This is a genomic window from Streptomyces smyrnaeus, assembly GCF_017676345.1.
Classification (GTDB): domain Bacteria; phylum Actinomycetota; class Actinomycetes; order Streptomycetales; family Streptomycetaceae; genus Streptomyces; species Streptomyces smyrnaeus.
In genome coordinates this window covers 145,468-163,539 of the sequence record NZ_JAFFZM010000008.1, presented here as the reverse complement: position 1 = coordinate 163,539, position 18,072 = coordinate 145,468, and the positions used below count along the sequence as shown (strand labels likewise).

Sequence of the window (18,072 nt, the reverse complement as noted above, 5' to 3'; positions counted from 1 at the left end):
ACCGCGATGACACAGCCACCGCCCCCGCCGCCCGGTCAGCCGCCGCACGGTGGCTGGAGCCCGCCTCCGCAGCCCCCTTCCCCGCCCCCGGGAGGTCCGCCGGGACCACCGCCGGCCCAGCCGCCGGGCGGCGGGAGCGCCGGGCAGCCGCAGTACGGCGGCTATCCGTCGGCGCCGCCGGTTCCTCCGTCTTCGCCGTCTGCTCCGGTCCCGCAGGGTCCTTACGGGCCGCAGCCGCCCTCGGGCCCGCCGACCGGGTCCGGCGGGGCCAATACCAAGGTGCTCGCCGCCGTCGCGGCCGTGGTCGCCGTGGTACTGATCGCGGGCGGCATATGGATGTTCACCGGCGACGACGGCGGGGGCGGCGGGGGCGGCCAGGCCGACGGTGGCAGCGCGGTCGCCGGCGGCCGGACGGCCGAGCAGCTGTTCACCCTTGAGCAGCCCAACACCCACGTCAAGGAGTCCAAGGGAGCGGACGGCGCCTGGGCCACGAAGAAGATCTACGCCAAGTCCTCGATCAACGCCGTCGAGGGCTACCGCATGAGCGGCAAGCGGGCCTGGCGGATCCCGCTGGGCGGACCGGTGTGTGCCGCGTCGCCGCACATGACCGACGAGCACCTGACGGCAGTCGGCTTCGAGAAGAGCGGCCACGGCTGCAACAGCGTCGCGGTCTTCGACGTCGACACCGGCGAGAAGCTCTGGGAGAAGCCCGTCCCCTTCGGCGACACCATCTTCGGCGGCGGCGATCTCAACCTGACGGTTGCCCAGGACACCGTCGCCCTCTCCTGGATCGGCGGTTTCGCCGCGTACCCGATCGAGGGCGGCGACCCGCTGTGGAAGAGCAAGGAGACGGGGGAGACCTGCGAGCACACCCGCTACGGCGGCGGCGCCCGGCTGCTGGTGGTCCTGGAGTGCGGCAGCACCCTGACCGTCAACCAGCTCGACCCGAAGACCGGCCACTCCACCTGGGACGTCAAACTGCCCCGAGGCGTGGAGGACGGGCGCTCCGTCCGGGTGGTGGACACCGATCCGATCGTGCTGGTGGTGGGCACCGGCGGCGAGGTCGAGTCGGAGGTCATGACCATCGACGACAAGGGGTCCGTCGCCGCCACCTTCAGCCTGGGCAAGCGCTACGAACCGGGCTGCGGGATCGGCAACATGGGAAGCGAGTCGTGCTTCAACGTCGTGGCGACCGACGAGACGGTCTTCGTCTCGACCAAGGAGCACGACGGCAAGGGCGACTTCGCCGAGACCAACGAGGTGATGGGCTTCGGGTTCCACAGCGGCGAGCCCAAGTGGAAGTCCAGCTCCGGTGACGACCGCACCGTCTACCCCATCGGCATCGAGGGCGACAAGGCGATCGCCTATGTGACACCGACCCTGAGGAAGGGCGGCCAGGTCGTCAGCGTCTCGGCGAAGGACGGCAAGCAGCGCGGGCTGCTGCGGCTGCCGGACAAGAGCGCCGAGCAGCAGGGCAACTTCCGGGTACCGACCATGAGCACCAGTGCCCCGGCGCTCTACGAGGGCGGTCGGCTCTTCCTCCAGCGGAGCCTGCTGTACGGGAAGGAGGAGTCGCAGAAGGACGCCGCACCGATGGCCATGGGGTTCGGTACCGGACGGTGACGGAACCGCGATCCGGGCCCTCGGTGTCCGATGGTAGAAAGAACTTCCGCTCCGAAGTCTGCCATTGGTAGGCCACATTGTCCGATTTGCTCCGCCCTACGGGGGTTCGAGGGGCCGGGCGCCCGGTCTGCCCGTAACGAGGGATTGTTCATGTCGCAGCCGCCTCCGCCGCCTAGCCAGCCGCCATCCGGAGGCTTCGGCGCACCGCAGGAACCGCCGCGGGATCAGCAGGGGCAGCCGTCCTACGGCTACCCGCAGCAGCCGGACGCCGGGCAGCCGTCGTACGGCTATCCGCAGCAGCCCCCGCCGCCTGCGCAGGCACCCGGCGGGCCGCCGTCACAGCCCCCGCCCGCGGCACCTTCCGGATACGGCTACCCGCAGCAGAACGCGCACGCGGCTCCCACGCAGGCCGCCTTCGGCGCCGTGACACCCCCACCGCCGGGCCCGCCCGGACAGCCTGGTCCTCCCGGTCCTCCCGGCCCGCCGCCCGGCGGCTACGCGCAGCAGCCGCCGGGGGGTTACCCGTACGCCAACACCGGCGCCGGGATGCCCGGTGGCGGGGGTGGCGGCAAGAGCAACTCCAAGATCATCGCGGTTGTCGCCGGTGTCGTCGCCGTCGCGGTGATAGCCGTCGGCGGTGTCTTCTTCCTCACCAAGGACGACGGCGGCAAGGAGAACGAGTCCAAGGGCGGGGGCGAGAAGACCTCCGAGAACAAGGACCCCAACGCGCCGCCGAAGAACACGCAGGCCAAGCAGATCGTCGACATGAAGGCGCCCGAGGTCAAGGACTACACGAGCGTCAACGGCGGCTGGGCCACGGACAAGGTGTTCGCCAAGTCCTCGGTCCAGGAGATGATCATCAAGGAGTTCAAGTCGGGCAGGGAGACCAAGCTCTCGCTCAAGGGCAACGTCTGCGCGGCCTCCAACGAGATGACCAAGGACCATAAGGTCGCCGTCGTCGTGCAGGAGACCATCTCCAACAGCGCCGACTGCACCCGGTTGGTCGTCGTCGACCTGGACGCGAAGAAGATCGCCTGGGACCAGACGATGCCCAACATGGAGACCCAGTCCGTCGACAGCGTCGCCATCAGCGGTGACACCGTGGCCGCGGCGTGGATCGGTGGCTCCGCCGGCTACAAGATCTCCAACAAGAAGAAGCTGTGGGAGGCCAAGCCGAGCGAGTGCCGTGACGTCGGCTACGCGGGCGGCGAGGAACTGGTCGCCGTCGTGGAGTGCGGCAGCAGCATCAAGTCGCCGCAGATCTCCGTGCAGCGGCTGAACCTGGACACCGGCAAGGCCAAGTGGAAGTACGAGCCGCCCAAGGGCGTCCGCAACGTCCGCGTCGCCTCCACCAAGCCGCTGGTGCTGGTCGCCGGCGCGGGGGACGAGCTGACCAGCGATGTGCTGACCGTCGGCGAGGACAAGAAGCTCAAGGCGAAGATCTCCCTGGGCGACCGCTACGAGAAGCCGTGCCGGGTGGACGTCAACAGCTGCTACGGCATCGCGGTCGGCCCCGAAGCGGTCTACCTGGCGACCTCCCAGCACGACGGCGGCTCCGACAGCCTGTCCCAGGTCAACGAGATCATGGCCTTCGACTTCGACTCCGGCCGCACCAAGTGGAAGTCGCCGTCGGGCAAGAGCCGCGAGATCATCCCGTTCAAGACGCAGGGCTCCAACGTGCTGGGCTACAAGACGCCCAGCATCGGGCACGGCGGTGAAATCGTCACCATCGAGCCGAAGAAGGGCAAGCAGACGACGCTGCTGAAGATGCCGGCCTCCGACTTCGACGAGGGGGAGCAGGCGTTCTCCGTCTCCCCCGGTTCGCTGGACACGCCGCTGATCTTCGAACACAACAGGTTCTTCCTGCTGGAGAAGACGCTCTCGGAGAACCGTTCGAGCCTGAACGACGAGGAGCCGCGGCTCGCGGTCGGCTTCGCACCGACCAGCGACTGAGCCGAACCCGCCACCCACGCGACCCGACACCCCACACGACCGGCCCGCCATGCTGCGCCATGGCGGGCCGATGGCTGTCTTCAGGCGCCGGGTTCAAGCCCTCCCTTGGGGATTTCAGCCCGTAAGGGGCGCGGAACGGCGAGTGAGCGTGTAGCTTCCCGGAGAACAAGGGACGGCTGCGCCGGGGGGTGCGGGGCCGACGGGAGTGTGTGGGGGGAGCGAGCTTGATGAGCGTGCGGCTCATGGTGGTCGACGACCACCGCCTGCTCGCCGAGGCCCTTGCCTCGGCGCTGAAGCTGCGCGGACACCGTGTGCTGGCGGCGGCCGCGCCCAGCGGCGGCGCCGCCGAGTTGGTGATCAGCAGGGCACCGGAGGTGTGTCTGCTGGGCACGGCGACGCCGGCCGAACCGGGTGTCTTCGACCCGGTAGTGCGGATCAAGAGAGAGAAACCGCAGATCGCGGTGGTGGTGCTCGGCCCGGTGCCGAGCCCGCGCGGGATCGCCTCCGCCTTCGCGGCGGGGGCGTCCGGCTATGTGCGGCACGACGAGCGGATCGAGGGCGTCGAACGGGCCATGGTCAAGGCCAGGGCCGGAGAGTCCGCCGTGGCACCGCAGTTGCTGACGCAGTCCTTCGCCGAACTGCTGAACCCGGCCGCCGAGCCGGACGACGAGGGCGCCCGGCTGCTGCAGATGCTGACCCCGAGGGAGGTGGAGGTGCTGGTACGGGTGGCCGAGGGCGAGGACACCCGGCTGATCGCCGCGGGAATGGGGATCGCGCCCAGCACGGCGCGGACCCATGTGCAGCGGGTGCTCATGAAGTTGGGGGTCGGCTCGCGGCTGGAGGCCGCCGCCCTGGCCGCCCGCACGGGCTTGTTGGACCGCGCGGGCGGCGCCACTGGCTGACCTCACCGGGTCGTGGTGGGGAAGGGGGCTGCCCCTGTCCGTCCGTTACAGCCTGCGGGCAGGCTGTGGTTGTGGGGGCACCTCCCGGCCGGAGGCTGGGGGAGCAGTTCCCCGCGCCCCTTCGGGGCGCCCCTACTCGTCGGCTTCCCCCTCCGCCGGAGGCGGGATGGTCGGGCTCAGCCTCAGCCACACGAGGAAGGCGACGCCAAGTATCAGCATGGCGATGCCCGTCCACAGGTTGATGTTGATGTCCTGTGCCTTCTTGAGGTCCTCTTCGGAGGCGAAGATCCCGGCGATGGTGACGATCACGCCGTAGACCACGAACAAGCCGCCGATGATGCGCCGTACGTCGAAGAGGCGGGCCGCGGTCTGCGACCGCTTCTCCAGTTCCTCGATCTCCTTGGCCACCTGCTGGGCGGCGGGCTTCGGGGTGCTGTTGTCGCTCATTGCGCTTCGGTGTCCTTCGCGTCGGGGCTCAGAAGGAGAAGGGGATGTAGCAGACGGCGGCGAGGATCAGCGCGCCCCAGCCGAGCAGCGCGGGCCTGCGGTACCAGGCGTCGTCGCCCTCGCCGGGCGGCTCCGGCTCGCCGGGCGAGCGGGTGCCGTAGACGAGCCCCGCCAGTTCCTCGGCCGGCTTCGGCTTGGTGAACAGTGTGACGGCCACCATGACCACGGAGCCCACGACGAAGGCCACGATCGAGGAGACGAAGTTGGCGCCCTGGTCGCTGGGGATGTCGATGACGCCCTGCTTGTAGAACCAGAAGTAGTTCACCATCGCGCCGGCGGTGCCGGTCAGCAGCCCCCAGAAGCCCGCGGCGGGCGTGGTCTTCTTCCAGAACATGCCGATGATGAAGACGACGAACAGCGGCACGTTGAAGAAGGAGAACAGCGTCTGCAGATAGTTCATGATGTTGCTGAACGAGGAGGCGATGAACGCCGTCCCCATGCCGATCAGCACGCCGACGACGGTGACCCAGCGGGCCGTGGCCACATAGTGCTCGTCGGGCCGGTCCTTCTTCAGATACGCCGCGTAGATGTCGTTGGTGAAGACGGTGTTGAAGGAGGAGATGTTGGCCGCCATACCGGCCATGAACGCCGCCAGCAGACCGGTGACCGCGATACCGAGCACGCCGTTGGGCAGCAGGTCGCGCATCAGCACCGGGATGGCGTCGTTGTACTGCAACCCGTCCTCGGTCTTGCCCAGCGTCGGTTCCATGACGAGCGCGATCAGGCCGGGTATGACCACGACCGCGGGGATGAAGATCTTGGGGAAGGCCGCGATCAGCGGGGTGCGCCGGGCCGCGGAGAGGTTCTTGGCGGACAGCGCGCGCTGCACCTCGGCGAAGTTGGTCGTCCAGTAGCCGAAGCTCATCACGAAGCCGAGGCCCAGCACGATGGTGAGCCAGTTGGCGCCCAGCGGGTTGTCGGAGCCGATCCCGGTGCCGTCCCAGGCGGTCATGAAGGCGCCGCCCTTCTCACCGGAGAGGGTGTCGGTGATGCCGCCCCAGCCGCCGACGCGCTTGAGGCCCACCACGGTGAGCGGGATCAGCGCGGCGAGGATCACGAAGAACTGCAGCACCTCGGTGTAGATCGCCGAGGAGAGTCCGCCGAGCGTGATGTACGCGAGCACGAAGAAGCCCGCGACGACGATGGAGATCCACAGCTCCCAGCCCAGCAGCGCCTTCAGCACGAGGGCGAGCGCGTAGAGGTTGACGCCGGCGATCAGTACGGAGGAGACCGCGAAGATGACCGAGCTGAGCAGGTGGGAGGAGGGCCCGAACCGGTGCAGCAGGAACTCGGGCACCGAGCGGACCTTGGAGCCGTAGTAGAACGGCATCATCACCAGGCCGAGGAAGACCATGGCGGGAATGGCGCCGATCCAGTACCAGTGCACGGTGTAGACGCCGTACTGGGCGCCGTTGGCCGCCATGCCGAGGATCTCGGTGGCACCGAGGTTGGCCGCCACGAAGGCGAGGCCGGTGATCCAGGCGGGGAGCGACCGGCCGGAGAGGAAGAAGTCGAGGCTGGTCTTCACACTGCGCCGGGCGGCGAAGCCGATCCCGAGTACGACGGCGAAGTAGATGCCGAGGAGTGTGTAGTCGAGTCCGTTGGTGGGGAGCCGTAGCCCTTCGGCCAGGTGCAACATGGGTCACTCGCTTCATTGCGCGATCGGAACGGACGCGAACGTACCGCCGACGTTTCACTTTTTGAAAGGTCATGTTGCAGGAGTTTGTTTGATTGTGATGATTGTCGAGGGGTGGCATCGGCGGATCATCCGGTTTGCCCGCTCTGTCGCGACGCTCCAGGGCGGAGAGCGGAGGTGGAAAGCCGCCGCACTGCCCGGTTCGCTGTCGCCTTTCGTTCGCTGTTGGCTCCTGGTTCCTTGTGTGTGATTATGTTTGAGGCCTAGGAACGAGGAGCCATCCGGTGAAGAAGACCTCAGGCCGTCTTGCCGACGGCCGCGAGATCGTTTACTACGACCTGAGCGACGACGCCGTCCGCACCGCCGTCGACCGGCGCCCGATGCCCGCCACGGAGGCGCTCTCCCAGATCCGGCACGACCCGCTGCTGGACGAGTGGATCGGCGTCACCGCGCACCGCAACGCCCGCACGTACCACCCGCCGGCCGACGAGTGCCCGCTGTGCCCCTCCCGGGAGGGGCGGATGAGCGAGATCCCGGAGCCCGACTACGACGTCGCCGTCTTCGAGAACCGCTTCCCCTCCTTCCACGGCGCGCCCGGCAAGGAGGAGACCGAGGACTCCGCCGGGCTCTTCCGGCACGCGCCCGGCGCCGGCCGGTGCGAGGTCGTCAGCTTCACCTCGGACCACCAGGCCTCCTTCGCCGACCTCGACGAGGAGCAGGCCCGACTCGTCCTGGACGTGTGGACCGACCGCACCGCGGATCTGTCCCGATCGCCCGGTGTCGAGCAGGTGTACTGCTTCGAGAACCGCGGCGAGGAGATCGGGGTGACCCTCTCCCACCCGCACGGTCAGATCTACGGCTATCCGTTCACCACCCCGCGCACCGTCCGGATGCTGCGCTCCGTGGCCGAGCACGCGGCCAAGGCCGGCGGCAACCTCTTCGACGACCTCGTCGCGGCCGAACGCGCCGCCCAGGAGCGGGTGGTCATCGAGGGCGAACACTGGACGGCGTTCGTGCCCTACGCCGCACACTGGCCGTACGAGGTGCATCTGTACCCCAGATCCCGGGTGCCCGATCTGCTCGCGCTCGGCGAGGAGGCCCGCGCGGAGTTCCCCCGTATCTACCTGGAGCTGCTGCGCCGCTTCGACCGCCTGTTCGGCGAGAGGGAGTCCCGTACCCCCTACATCGCCGCCTGGCACCAGGCGCCGTTCCCCGGCGGCTCCGCCGACAGCCCCGTCGACAGCTCTGTCGACGGCGATCCCCGCCTCGCGGCTCGCGACGAGTTCGCACTGCATCTGGAGCTTTTCACCATCCGACGGGCTCCCGGCAAGCTGAAGTTCCTCGCGGGTTCCGAATCCGGCATGAACGTGTTCATCAACGATGTGCCCCCGGAAGCCGCGGCGCAGCGCCTGCGGGAGGTGGCTTCATGAAACGCACAGACAGAGATGGTTTCGTGGGGCCCGTCGACGCGGAGGCGACCGCCGTGCGGGCGGAGAAGCGAACGAAGGACGTTGGTGAGCGACGTGCACGCGGCTGCCGGGGCGCGGTCGAGGACGGTGGGTCAGGCTGCCGTGTGGGCGGAGAAGCGAACAAAGGACTGGGGCAATGGCTAAGTACCTGGTGACCGGCGGGGCCGGATATGTGGGCAGCGTCGTGGCGGCCCACCTGCTGCAGGCAGGGCACACCGTCACGGTGCTCGACGACCTCGACACCGGCTTCTCCCAGGGCGTACCGGCCGGTGCCGAGTTCGTCAGCGGCCGCATCCAGGACGCCGCACGCGTACTGGACGCCTCGTACGACGGCGTACTGCACTTCGCCGCGCACTCCAAGGTGGGCGAGTCCGTCGAGCATCCCGAGAAGTACTGGCGCAACAACGTCGGCGGCACCATCGAACTGCTGGCCGCCATGCGCCGGGCGGGCGTGGGCAAGCTGGTCTTCTCCTCCACGGCCGCCGTCTACGGCGAACCGGAGCGCACCCCCATCACCGAGACCGACCCCGCCGCGCCCACCAGCCCGTACGGAGCCTCGAAACTGGCCGTCGACCACATGATCAGCGGCGAGTGCGCGGCCCACGGGCTGGCCGCGGCCTCGCTGCGCTACTTCAATGTGGCGGGCGCCTACTTCGCCGCCGACGGTGCCGCCTACGGTGAGCGCCACGACCCCGAGTCGCACCTCATCCCGCTGGTGCTCCAGGTCGCCCAGGGGCGGCGCGCCAAGATCTCCGTCTACGGTGACGACTATCCGACGCCCGACGGCACCTGCGTGCGCGACTACATCCACGTCGCCGACCTCGCCAAGGCCCACCTCCTCGCCCTCGACAGCGCGACCGCGGGCGAGCATCTGATCTGCAACCTCGGCAACGGCAACGGCTTCTCGGTACGGGAGGTCATCGAGACCGTCCGCAAGGTCACCGGGCACGACGTACCTGAGGCGGTCGCCCCGCGCCGGGGAGGCGACCCGGCCGTGCTGGTCGCCTCCGCCGACCGGGCCCGGCAGGCGCTGGGCTGGCGGCCGGAGCGCAGCGGACTGGAGGAGATCGTGGCGGACGCCTGGCGATTCGCGCAGGACGTGGCAGGCACAGCCCAGGAGCGGACACCGGAGGGCGCAGCGTGAGTCGGAAGGTCCGCGAGGGGTTCGTGGAGGTCTACGGGGCCGAGCCGGAGGGCGTCTGGGCGGCGCCGGGCCGGGTGAACCTCATCGGCGAACACACGGACTACAACGACGGTTTCGTGATGCCCCTCGCCCTTCCGCACACCGTGCACGCGGCCGTCTCCCGGCGCGACGACGGTGTGCTGCGGCTGCACTCGGCGGATGTGCCGGGCGCCGCCTACCAGCTGCGGCTCGACGAGCTGACGCCGGGCGCGGACGGCGGCTGGGCCGCGTACCCGTCCGGTGTCGTCTGGGCGCTGCGCGAGGCGGGGTTGCCGATCGGCGGCGCGGACGTGCAGATCTCCAGCACCGTGCCCACCGGTGCCGGGCTCTCCTCGTCGGCGGCACTGGAGGTCGCCACCGCGCTCGCGCTGTCGGAGCTGTACGAGCTGGGGCTGTCCCGGCCGTGGTTGGCGCGGCTGTGCCAGCGCGCGGAGAACGACTTCGTCGGCATGCCCTGCGGGATCATGGACCAGATGGCCTCCGCCTGCTGCACCGAGGGCCATGTACTGCACCTGGACACCCGCGACCTGACTCAGCGGCAGGTACCTTTCGACCTCTCCGCCGAGGGGCTGCGGATGCTCGTCGTCGACACCCGCGTCAAGCACACGCTGGCCGACGGCGCCTACGCGGGGCGCCGCCGGGCGTGTGAGGCGGGCGCGAGGGCGCTCGAAGTGGCGGCGCTGCGCGATGTGGCCCATGAGGAGCTCGACGCGGCGCTCGCCCGCCTGGACGCCCGGTTGGACGACCCCGAGGTGCGCGGTTGTGTGCGGCACATCGTCACGGAGAACCGGCGGGTCGAGGAGACGATCGCCCTGCTGGACGCGGGCGAGACGCGTGCGGTGGGCGCGGTGCTGACCGCGGGGCACGCCTCCCTGCGGGACGACTTCCGCGTCTCCTGCGAGGAGCTGGACCTGGTGGTCGACACCGCGCTCGCCGCGGGTGCGCTCGGCGCCCGGATGACCGGCGGCGGCTTCGGCGGTTCGGCGATCGTGCTGGCCGAGGAGGCCCAGACCGAGAAGATCGCAGAGGCGGTGACCTCGGCGTTCGAGGCCGGGGGCCATCTGGTGCCGCAGGTGTTCGAGGCGGTGCCGAGCGCGGGTGCCCGGCGCCTGTGAGACGGCTGCTCCCGGGCGCGCGGCGGCTGTCCCGTGCGCGGCTTCCGGCCGCGCGCGTGCGCTCCTGACGTGCCCCGGCGCGCCCCTCGTGGAGTCACGAGTGGAACGATTTTTGTGATTTGCCTTCCGTTGTCACAGCCCAGCCGTACCCTGAATCTTGTACAGCGCCGGTGGGGGCCGGTGCTGATCAGGGGGCGAGACAGCCGGGTACGACGCCCAGGGGCGGGGTAGACAGCGAACACGGCGGCGGCCGTGTCGATGGCGCGCTTTCCCGCGCATGGGCGCCGTGCCCGCACTGCCAGGGGGTGCCATGCAACGTATTCGCGTGCTGGTGGTCGACGACCACCGCATTTTCGCCGAGTCCTTGGCCGCGGCGCTCGCGGCGGAACAGGACGTCGAAGTCGGCGCGGCGGGCAGTGGCGCGGCAGCGCTGCGCCATCTGGAGCGTGGCGCGGCAGAGGGCCGCCGGTTCGACGTCCTGCTCGTCGACGCCGACCTGGGCGCACCGCTGAACGGCGCGGCGCAGCCCGCCCACGGTGCGATGCCCGGCCCGGGCCCGGTGCCCGCCCAGGGCGGAGCGCCCCAGCCTGCTTCGGCACGGGCCAACGGTGACCGGCACCTGCCCGGCAGACTGCTGGGCGCCTCCGACGACCCGTCGGCAGCGGTGGTCACCGGCGCTGCGGTCGCCTCGACCGCCGATACGCCGGCGACCGCGGTCGCCACCGGCGGATTACCGCTGGTGGCGCGCGTGCGCGCCGACTATCCGACGGTGCGCACCGTCGTCCTGGCCGAACGGGACGACCCCCGGCACGCCGCCGCTGCGCTCCAGGCGGGCGCGGGCGGCTGGGTCGCCAAGGACTGCTCCCTCTCCCGGCTGCTGCAGGTGATCCGCGGCGTCCTCAAGGACGAGACCCATCTGCCGCCCGCCCTCCTCACCGGCGTGCTCAAGGAGTTGACCGCCAGCCGCAAGCACCGCACCGAGAGCGAACGCCTCGTTGAGTCCCTGACCCCGCGCGAGCGGGAGGTCCTGCGGTGCATGGTGGCGGGGCTGGGACGCAAGGCCGTCGCGGAACGGCTGTATCTGTCGCCGCACACGGTGCGCACCCATATGCAGAACGTTTTGGGGAAGCTGGGCGTCCACTCGACCCTGCAGGCCGTCGCCCTGGCCCGGCGCGCCGGGGTGGGCCCGGCGGAGCTGGAGCCGGCGGGAGCACGCTGACTCCGGCGCCCTCGGGTCCGGCTCCGGCTGCCGCCTCCCGCGTCGTGTCCGGCTCCTCCTGTCGGTGCCGGGCTCTAGGCTGAGGTCCGAAGTTCGTGATCACCTGATCATCTCTGATCCGAAGCCCGTGATCACCTCTGATCCGATCGTCCGGACCGACTGCGGAGACGTGGCAATGCAGCAGATGACCGAAGCCCAGTGGCGCGACTTCGTCCTCACGGGCACTCGCACCGGAAAGCTGGCGACCACCCGCAAGGACGGCCGCCCCCATGTCACCCCCGTATGGTTCCTGCTGGACGAGGAGGGCCAGCTGCTCTTCAACACCGGCGGCAGTTCGCTCAAGTACCGCTCCTTGCGCCGCGACCCGCGCTTCGCGCTCTGTGTGGACACCCAGGAGCCGCCGTTCAGCTTTGTGATGCTGGAATGCGTCGCGGCCGAGTTCATCGACGATCTGGAGCTGATGCGCGAGTGGGCCACCCGGATCGCCGGCCGCTACATGGGCGCCGACCGGGCCGAGGCCTTCGGGGCACGCAATGCCGTCCCCGGCGAGTATCTGGTGCGGGCCCGTATCGAGCGGGCCATCGCCCACGCGGACATGGCCGACTGAGGGCCGGGGCGGCTCGCTCGGGAAGGGCCCGGCTCGGCTCACGCAGAGTTCTTGAAGACGCTCCAGCCTCCGTCCACCACCAGTCCGGCGCCCGTCACGAAGGAGGCGTCCTGGGAGAGCAGGAAGGCGATGGCGGCGGCGACCTCGTCGGGGCGCCCATGGCGGCCGACGACCGTCTCGCCGGCCGCCTGTCGCCGGTCCTCCTCGTCGACCTCGTCCCAGGCGGGCGTCATGATCGGACCCGGCAGTACGGAGTTGACCCGTACCCGGGGACCGAAGTCGGCGGCGAGCTGGCGGCCGAGCCCGGTGAGGCCCGCCTTGCTGGCGGCGTACGCGGGCCGTCCGGGCAGTCCGACGAGGGCCTGCACGGAGGAGGTCAGCACCACGGCGCCGCCCCGCTCACGCAGATCGCCGGCGCAGGCACGGACTCCGAGGAAGGCTCCGGTCAGATTCACTCCGAGCTGGGCCTCCCAGTCGGAGACGGAGATCTCGTCGACGGCGCCACCGCGCACCAGTGCCGCGTTGCAGACCAGCCCGTCCACCGGCCCGAACCCCTCGCGGGCGGTCTCCACCGCGCGCCTCCAGGCCGGTTCGTCCGTGACGTCACCGAGAACGAACGCCGCCCGTCCGCCCGAGGCGGTGATCTCCCGCGCGGTGCGGTGCGCACCGGCCTCCTCCTTGTCGAGGATGACGACGGCTGCGCCCTCGTCGGCGAGCCGGTGCGCCGTGGCGGCACCGATGCCGGAGCCGCCACCGGTGATGATGACCGTATGTCCCTCGAACCGCGCGCCCATGGCCATGCGCGTGATCGTACGGCCCGGGGTGCGCGCGGGGTAGAGCCCCGGGACAGGGCTCAGGTGGGAATGTTGTCGAACGGTGCCGTCAGCTGACGCAGCAGTGAGGCCAATTCGCCGCGCTGCAGCGGGGAGAGCTCGGCGAGAATGGCGCGCTCCTGGTCGAGCAGCCCGGCCAGTGCGCTGTCGGCGCGGTCCCGTCCCTCGGCCGTGAGCCGGACCAGGACCCCGCGCCGGTCGCTGGGGTCGGGCAGTCGTTCGACGAGCCCCTTCTTGGCGAGGCGGTCGATGCGGTTGGTCATCGTGCCGGACGTGACCAGGGTCTGGGTGAGCAACTGGCCGGGCGAGAGCTGGTAGGGGGTGCCCGCACGGCGGAGCGCGGTCAGCACGTCGAACTCCCACGGCTCCAGACCGTGCTCGGAGAACGCGATACGGCGGGCGCGGTCCAGGTGCCGGGCCAGTCTGCTGACCCGGCTGAGCACCTCGAGCGGCTCGACGTCGAGGTCAGGGCGCTCTCGGCGCCATGCTGCCACCAAACGGTCGACCTCGTCCTCCATGGGATCAGTGTAGAGGTTGTGTCGACGTGAAGTCTCTTGACGTCAAGAGAGAGTGCGTGCACCCTGCTGCCATGTGGGACCCCCAGCAGTATCTACGGCACTCAGGCCCTCGCCTTCGTCCCGTTCTCGATCTCCTCGCACAGGTACCCGATCAACTGCCGGGTCATCCTCGCGTCCGGATCGCCGACCTCGGTTGCGGCCCCGGTGGCCCCAGCACACCACTGACCGAGCGGTGGCCCGAGGCGCACATCACCGGATACGACAACTCACCGGAGATGCTCCGCGAGGCCGCGGCGCACGCCCGGCCGGGCCGCCTCGACTTCGCCCACGCCGACCTGGCCCACTGGCGCCCCGACCCCGGGGAGAACTTCGGGCTGCTGTTCTCCAACGCCGCCCTCCAGTGGGTGCCCGGCCACCAGAACTCCTTCCCCGAGTGGCTCGCGGCCCTGCCGTCCGGCGGCGTCCTCGCCTTCCAGGTGCCCGGCAACTTCCGGGCACCGAGCCACACCCTGTTGAGTGAACTGCGCGACTCCCCACGCTGGCGCGACCGCGTCGGCGCACCCTCCCGCGCCGACACCGTGCTGAGCCCCGCCGAGTACGCGGACCTCCTCGCCCCGCTGGGCCCCGAGGGCTGCGACGTCGACACCTGGGAGACGACCTACCTCCACCGGCTGACCGGCCCCGACCCCGTACTCGAATGGACCAAGGGCACCGCACTGCGCCCCGTACTGGCCCGCCTGGCCGACGACCCCGCCGCCCGCGACAGCTTCCTCGCCGAGTACGCGGAAGCTCTCCGCGAGGCATATCCACGCGCCGCGGACGGCACGACGGCGTTCCCGTTCCGCCGGGTCTTCGCGGTCGCGGTGAAGCGGTGAACCGGTGAAGCGGTGAAGCGGTGACTCGTCGCGGTCCTGGCTGCGGTCGCTGTCGCGGCCGCGGCTGCGGTCGTGGTCGCTGTCGGGGTGCGGGGGAGGGCGCTAGGACGCCTTTCTGCCGGCGCGCCACTCCGGGGCGAGGACCGACCAGATCTCCATGTCGGCCCGCTTGCCGCGGTAGAGGAAGCTCTCCCGAAGGACGCCGTCCTTCGTCATGCCCAGGCGGCGGGCGACGGCGATGCTGGGCTCGTTCGCCGCGGACACGTGCCACTCGACGCGGTGGATGCCCCGTTCCTCGACGGCCCAGTCGATGATGACGCGTACCGCGCGGGTCACCAGTCCCTTGCCCACGGCTGAGGGTTCGAGCCAGCAGCCGGCCTCGGCGTTGCCCTGGGGCACGTCCATCGTGCGGAAGAGCACCCCGCCGACCAACTCGTCCTCGGCCGTCCAGATGCCGTAGATCCGCCCGGTGTCGGTGGCGGCCTTCTCGGCGTAGGACCGGAGGAAGGCGCGCGCCGACTCCAGATCCTTGTTGGCGTCGGGCAGCCCCACATGCGCCCCGATGAACTCCCGCCCGCGCTCGATGTGGGCGAGGAACTCCTCGGCCTGCCACGGTTCGAGAGGGCGCAGTTCCGCGCCGTCGTCACCCAGGGATATCGCGAACATCCTCGTCCTCCGCGGTCGAAGGTGTGCACACCTCGGCACACCGCGAGGGGAGCTTCCCACACGTTCCGTTTCGGACCGAGGGATTTTCGGCCCGCCGCGAAGAACCCTCAGAACTCGTCGAGCGCTTCCGAGGTGATGTCGATGTCGATGTCGAACGGCACGCTCACCTTGAGCCGGTTGTGGTGGATGCCGGTCAGCGCGTATGCCTTTGTGACGGGGTCGAGTTCGTAGACTCGTACGACGGGGTGCTCGTCGGCGCCCGCCTGGTCCACCAGCCAGAAGTTCGGGATGCGCGCTGCGGCGTACTTGTGCGGCTTGGTGTCGTGATCGCGGGCTTCCGATTCGGGGGAGACGACCTCTACTGCCAGTTGGACATTCTCCACGGCGTACCGCGTCAGACTCCGCTCGGTGACGGCATCGGCGTTCACCACACAGATGTCCGGCTCAGGAGCGTTCTTCCGGTCCAGCACGACTGCCATCTCGCGGCGCACCTTCAGCGTCTTCGGGACGCTGCTGCGCAGGCCCGCCAGCAAAAGGTCGATCACGATGCTGTGGTAATCCCGCTGCGGACTCACGAAAACCAGACTCCCGTCGATCAGCTCGGTGTGCGGCGGGAGGTCGGGCAGCGTGAACAGGTCGTCCACGGTGTATCCGTCCAGGGGCGGCCTCGGCCAGCGCCTGCCGGGTTCGCGCGCGGGTTGTGGCGCAGACTGACGCTCGGCCTCAGGCTGGCGCTCAGGCTCGGGCTCGTGCCCGGCGATCGGCTCGGCAGTCATTGTTCCTCCCATAAGTGGGATTCTCGGCCTGCGCTTCCACGGTAGCGGGCGGGTACGACGGAGGTCGTCCAAATGGGTGGCGGCCCCCGCAGGGGGGCCGATGGTTCACGACCTCCTGTGACCGATCAGGCGCGGCTTCTGCTCCAGCCCGTCCAGGCCGTGCCAGGCGAGGTTGACCAGATGCGCCGCCACCTCGGCCTTCTTCGGCTTGCGGACGTTGAGCCACCACTGCCCCGTGAGGGCGACCATGCCGACGAGGGCCTGGGCGTAGAGGGGGGAGAGCTTGGCGTCGAAGCCGCGGTTCTTGAACTCGCGGCCGAGGATGTCCTCGACCTGGGTGGCGATGTCGGAGATCAGCGACGCGAAGGTGCCGGTCGACTGGGGGAGGGGGGAGTCTCGCACCAGGATGCGGAAGCCGTCGGTGTACTGCTCGATGTAGTCGAGCAGCGCGAAGGCGGCCTGTTCCAGCAGCTCACGGGGGTGGCCCCCCGTGAGCGCCCCGGTCACCATGTCCAGCAGGCGCCGCATCTCGCGGTCGACGACGACCGCGTACAGGCCCTCCTTGCCGCCGAAGTGTTCGTAGACGACAGGCTTGGAGACCCCGGCCTTGTGGGCGATCTCCTCCACCGACGTTCCCTCGAAGCCACGTTCGGCGAAGAGGGTGCGGCCGATGTCCAGCAGCTGTTCGCGGCGCTCCTTGCCGGTCATCCGGCGACGGGCACGCTTCTTCGGACTGCTGGACGGCGGCGTCCCGCCGCTGAACGGCGTCGTCGGCGGCGTCGTCTCGTCGGTCGGCACAGAGTGGGCCTTCCCTGTCGTATGGCTGTCTCGGGACCCGGGGGCCTGGCTGGGCCCCTGGGTCAGCACAGCATCATGCCGCCTGGGCCGACCGGTCGGGACGGCGGGAGTCGGCCTCACTCGTCCCGTCGGTCGCCGGGTCCTGCTCGGTGCCGTTCGGGACGGGCTGCTCGGTCCTGCGACGGCGTGAACCGTCCGTGGAGCGCTTGGAGTCCAGCCGCTCGCTCTTCGGCCAGCGCACGTCGTACGCCCAGCCGGCCTTCTCGAACCAACGGATGATGCGCGCGCTGGAGTCGATCTGTCCCCGCTCGACGCCGTGCCGGGCGCAGGTGGGGTCGGCGTGGTGCAGATTGTGCCAGGACTCGCCGCAGGACAGGACCGCCAGCCACCACACGTTGCCCGACCGGTCCCGGGACTTGAAGGGGCGCTTGCCGACGGCGTGGCAGATGGAGTTGATCGACCAGGTGACGTGGTGCAGGAGTGCGACGCGCACCAGCGAGCCCCAGAAGAAGGCGGTCACCGCGCCTTGCCACGACCAGGTGGCGAGTCCGCCGATCACCGGCGGGATCATCAGCGAGATGACGGTCCACATCACGAACTGGCGGGAGACGGCGCGCAGCGCGGGGTCCTTGACCAGGTCGGGCGCGTACTTGTGCTGCGGGGTCTGCTCCTCGTCGAACATCCATGCGACGTGCGCCCACCACAGGCCCTTCATCAGCGCGGGGATCGTCTCCCCGTAGCGCCACGGGGAGTGCGGGTCGCCCTCGGCGTCGGAGAACTTGTGGTGCTTGCGGTGGTCGGCGACCCAGCGCACCAGCGGGCCCTCGACGGCGAGCGAGCCCATGACGGCGAGCGCGATCCGCAGCGGCCGCTTCGCCTTGAACGAACCGTGTGTGAAGTAGCGGTGGAAGCCGATCGTGATGCCGTGGCAGCCGATGAAGTACATCGCGACCATCAGCCCCAGATCCAGCCAGCTCACCCCCCATCCCCAGGCCAGCGGCACCGCGGCCACCAGTGCGACGAACGGGACGGTGATGAACAGCAGCAGCGCGATCTGTTCGGCCGAGCGCCGCTTCTCACCACCCAGCGTCGCGGACGGGAGCGGGGTCGGGGAGGCGGCACCTGCGGCCGGTCCGGGTGTGGAGGCGGCCTCCGGCGAGTCGGCGGGGGCGGCCTGTGGCGAACTGTCGAGCACGTCCGGGCTTGTCGTCATAGATGTCCCTCATTGGACCTCGGTATGGCTACGGTTCCGTAACCTACGGCGTCGTAAGTATGGCAGCCGTGAGTCACGGGACAAGAGGGGTGCGCGTCGGGGCGGTCCGCCGCGCTGCCCACCTCTCGGACGGGAGTCCTGTACCACGCTGGGGCCGACCTATCCTTGTTCCGTCGGAC

At 70.0% G+C, this 18,072-nt stretch carries 17 protein-coding genes; 9 read left to right on the top strand and 8 right to left on the bottom strand.

Translation table 11 applies throughout. The features are described from left to right. The first annotated feature begins 279 nt into the window (after window positions 1-279). The 3 genes from JW613_RS15235 (at window position 280) to JW613_RS15225 (ending at window position 4,478) form a co-directional block, all read left to right on the top strand. Window positions 280-1,623 (top strand): outer membrane protein assembly factor BamB family protein, encoded by a 1,344-nt coding sequence (locus JW613_RS15235; protein WP_209211351.1) that lies wholly within the window; start codon window positions 280-282, stop codon window positions 1,621-1,623. 150 nt (window positions 1,624-1,773) lie between these two features. After that, window positions 1,774-3,576, top strand: a complete 1,803-nt coding sequence (locus tag JW613_RS15230; protein WP_209211350.1) for a PQQ-binding-like beta-propeller repeat protein — start codon at window positions 1,774-1,776, stop codon at window positions 3,574-3,576. A gap of 227 nt (window positions 3,577-3,803) precedes the next feature. Then, window positions 3,804-4,478 (top strand): helix-turn-helix transcriptional regulator, encoded by a 675-nt coding sequence (locus JW613_RS15225; RefSeq protein WP_209211349.1) that lies wholly within the window; start codon window positions 3,804-3,806, stop codon window positions 4,476-4,478. A gap of 132 nt (window positions 4,479-4,610) precedes the next feature. Here the strand turns inward: JW613_RS15225 and JW613_RS15220 are convergent, their stop codons facing one another. Next, entirely contained in the window at window positions 4,611-4,925 is a 315-nt protein-coding gene (locus JW613_RS15220; protein ID WP_209211348.1) for a hypothetical protein, read from the bottom strand. A gap of 28 nt (window positions 4,926-4,953) precedes the next feature. After that, the gene (locus JW613_RS15215; protein WP_209211347.1) at window positions 4,954-6,624 is read right to left on the bottom strand and encodes a sodium:solute symporter family protein; all 1,671 of its coding nucleotides are present in this window, start codon (window positions 6,622-6,624) and stop codon (window positions 4,954-4,956) included. A gap of 281 nt (window positions 6,625-6,905) precedes the next feature. Between JW613_RS15215 and galT the strand changes: the two genes are divergently transcribed. From galT to JW613_RS15190, 5 genes are all read left to right on the top strand, one after another. After that, window positions 6,906-8,051, top strand: a complete 1,146-nt coding sequence (galT, locus tag JW613_RS15210) for a galactose-1-phosphate uridylyltransferase (RefSeq protein ID WP_209211346.1) — start codon at window positions 6,906-6,908, stop codon at window positions 8,049-8,051. 175 nt (window positions 8,052-8,226) lie between these two features. After that, window positions 8,227-9,234 (top strand): UDP-glucose 4-epimerase GalE, encoded by a 1,008-nt coding sequence (gene galE, locus JW613_RS15205; RefSeq protein WP_209211345.1) that lies wholly within the window; start codon window positions 8,227-8,229, stop codon window positions 9,232-9,234. Beyond that, the gene (gene galK / locus JW613_RS15200; protein WP_209211344.1) at window positions 9,231-10,388 is read left to right on the top strand and encodes a galactokinase; all 1,158 of its coding nucleotides are present in this window, start codon (window positions 9,231-9,233) and stop codon (window positions 10,386-10,388) included. Before galE ends, galK begins: the two co-directional genes overlap by 4 nt. A 310-nt stretch (window positions 10,389-10,698) precedes the next feature. Next, window positions 10,699-11,607 carry a response regulator transcription factor gene (locus JW613_RS15195; RefSeq protein WP_209211343.1) on the top strand — a complete coding sequence of 303 codons (909 nt, stop codon included), beginning with the start codon at window positions 10,699-10,701 and terminating at the stop codon, window positions 11,605-11,607. A 175-nt stretch (window positions 11,608-11,782) separates the two neighbouring features. Next, window positions 11,783-12,214, top strand: a complete 432-nt coding sequence (locus tag JW613_RS15190) for a PPOX class F420-dependent oxidoreductase (RefSeq protein WP_245225702.1) — start codon at window positions 11,783-11,785, stop codon at window positions 12,212-12,214. Window positions 12,215-12,252: 38 nt separating this feature from the next. On the opposite strand, the gene JW613_RS15185 is transcribed toward JW613_RS15190, so the two are convergent. Beyond that, the gene (locus JW613_RS15185) at window positions 12,253-13,014 is read right to left on the bottom strand and encodes an SDR family NAD(P)-dependent oxidoreductase (protein WP_245225701.1); all 762 of its coding nucleotides are present in this window, start codon (window positions 13,012-13,014) and stop codon (window positions 12,253-12,255) included. Between the two features lie 53 nt (window positions 13,015-13,067). After that, the gene (locus tag JW613_RS15180; protein ID WP_099881772.1) at window positions 13,068-13,565 is read right to left on the bottom strand and encodes a MarR family winged helix-turn-helix transcriptional regulator; all 498 of its coding nucleotides are present in this window, start codon (window positions 13,563-13,565) and stop codon (window positions 13,068-13,070) included. A gap of 71 nt (window positions 13,566-13,636) precedes the next feature. On the opposite strand from JW613_RS15180, the gene JW613_RS15175 reads away from it, so the two are divergent. Next, entirely contained in the window at window positions 13,637-14,440 is an 804-nt protein-coding gene (locus tag JW613_RS15175; RefSeq protein ID WP_209211342.1) for a trans-aconitate 2-methyltransferase, read from the top strand. Between the two features lie 102 nt (window positions 14,441-14,542). On the opposite strand, the gene JW613_RS15170 is transcribed toward JW613_RS15175, so the two are convergent. The 4 genes from JW613_RS15170 to JW613_RS15155 form a co-directional block, all read right to left on the bottom strand. Then, window positions 14,543-15,106: a GNAT family N-acetyltransferase gene (locus JW613_RS15170; RefSeq protein WP_209211341.1), complete on the bottom strand. Its 564-nt coding sequence runs from the start codon at window positions 15,104-15,106 to the stop codon at window positions 14,543-14,545. Window positions 15,107-15,213: 107 nt separating this feature from the next. Beyond that, complete coding sequence (locus JW613_RS15165; protein WP_209211340.1) at window positions 15,214-15,894, bottom strand: Uma2 family endonuclease; 681 nt, start codon at window positions 15,892-15,894, stop codon at window positions 15,214-15,216. 93 nt (window positions 15,895-15,987) lie between these two features. Then, window positions 15,988-16,590 (bottom strand): TetR/AcrR family transcriptional regulator, encoded by a 603-nt coding sequence (locus tag JW613_RS15160; protein WP_221506569.1) that lies wholly within the window; start codon window positions 16,588-16,590, stop codon window positions 15,988-15,990. A 163-nt stretch (window positions 16,591-16,753) separates the two neighbouring features. Continuing rightward, window positions 16,754-17,893 (bottom strand): acyl-CoA desaturase, encoded by a 1,140-nt coding sequence (locus tag JW613_RS15155; protein WP_209211339.1) that lies wholly within the window; start codon window positions 17,891-17,893, stop codon window positions 16,754-16,756. Window positions 17,894-18,072 lie beyond the last annotated feature (179 nt).

Excerpts from the sequence above, each read along its gene's own strand:
- JW613_RS15165 (WP_209211340.1), bottom strand. The coding sequence starts at position 15,894 with ATGGGAGGAACAATGACTGCCGAGCCGATCGCCGGGCACGAGCCCGAG.
- JW613_RS15170 (WP_209211341.1), bottom strand. The coding sequence starts at position 15,106 with ATGTTCGCGATATCCCTGGGTGACGACGGCGCGGAACTGCGCCCTCTC.
- galE (WP_209211345.1), top strand. The coding sequence starts at position 8,227 with ATGGCTAAGTACCTGGTGACCGGCGGGGCCGGATATGTGGGCAGCGTC.
- JW613_RS15160 (WP_221506569.1), bottom strand. The coding sequence starts at position 16,590 with ATGACCGGCAAGGAGCGCCGCGAACAGCTGCTGGACATCGGCCGCACC.
- JW613_RS15220 (WP_209211348.1), bottom strand. The coding sequence starts at position 4,925 with ATGAGCGACAACAGCACCCCGAAGCCCGCCGCCCAGCAGGTGGCCAAG.
- JW613_RS15215 (WP_209211347.1), bottom strand. The coding sequence starts at position 6,624 with ATGTTGCACCTGGCCGAAGGGCTACGGCTCCCCACCAACGGACTCGAC.
- JW613_RS15185 (WP_245225701.1), bottom strand. The coding sequence starts at position 13,014 with ATGGCCATGGGCGCGCGGTTCGAGGGACATACGGTCATCATCACCGGT.
- JW613_RS15195 (WP_209211343.1), top strand. The coding sequence starts at position 10,699 with ATGCAACGTATTCGCGTGCTGGTGGTCGACGACCACCGCATTTTCGCC.
- JW613_RS15190 (WP_245225702.1), top strand. The coding sequence starts at position 11,783 with ATGCAGCAGATGACCGAAGCCCAGTGGCGCGACTTCGTCCTCACGGGC.
- JW613_RS15155 (WP_209211339.1), bottom strand. The coding sequence starts at position 17,893 with ATGACGACAAGCCCGGACGTGCTCGACAGTTCGCCACAGGCCGCCCCC.
- JW613_RS15225 (WP_209211349.1), top strand. The coding sequence starts at position 3,804 with ATGAGCGTGCGGCTCATGGTGGTCGACGACCACCGCCTGCTCGCCGAG.
- JW613_RS15230 (WP_209211350.1), top strand. The coding sequence starts at position 1,774 with ATGTCGCAGCCGCCTCCGCCGCCTAGCCAGCCGCCATCCGGAGGCTTC.
- JW613_RS15180 (WP_099881772.1), bottom strand. The coding sequence starts at position 13,565 with ATGGAGGACGAGGTCGACCGTTTGGTGGCAGCATGGCGCCGAGAGCGC.
- JW613_RS15175 (WP_209211342.1), top strand. The coding sequence starts at position 13,637 with ATGTGGGACCCCCAGCAGTATCTACGGCACTCAGGCCCTCGCCTTCGT.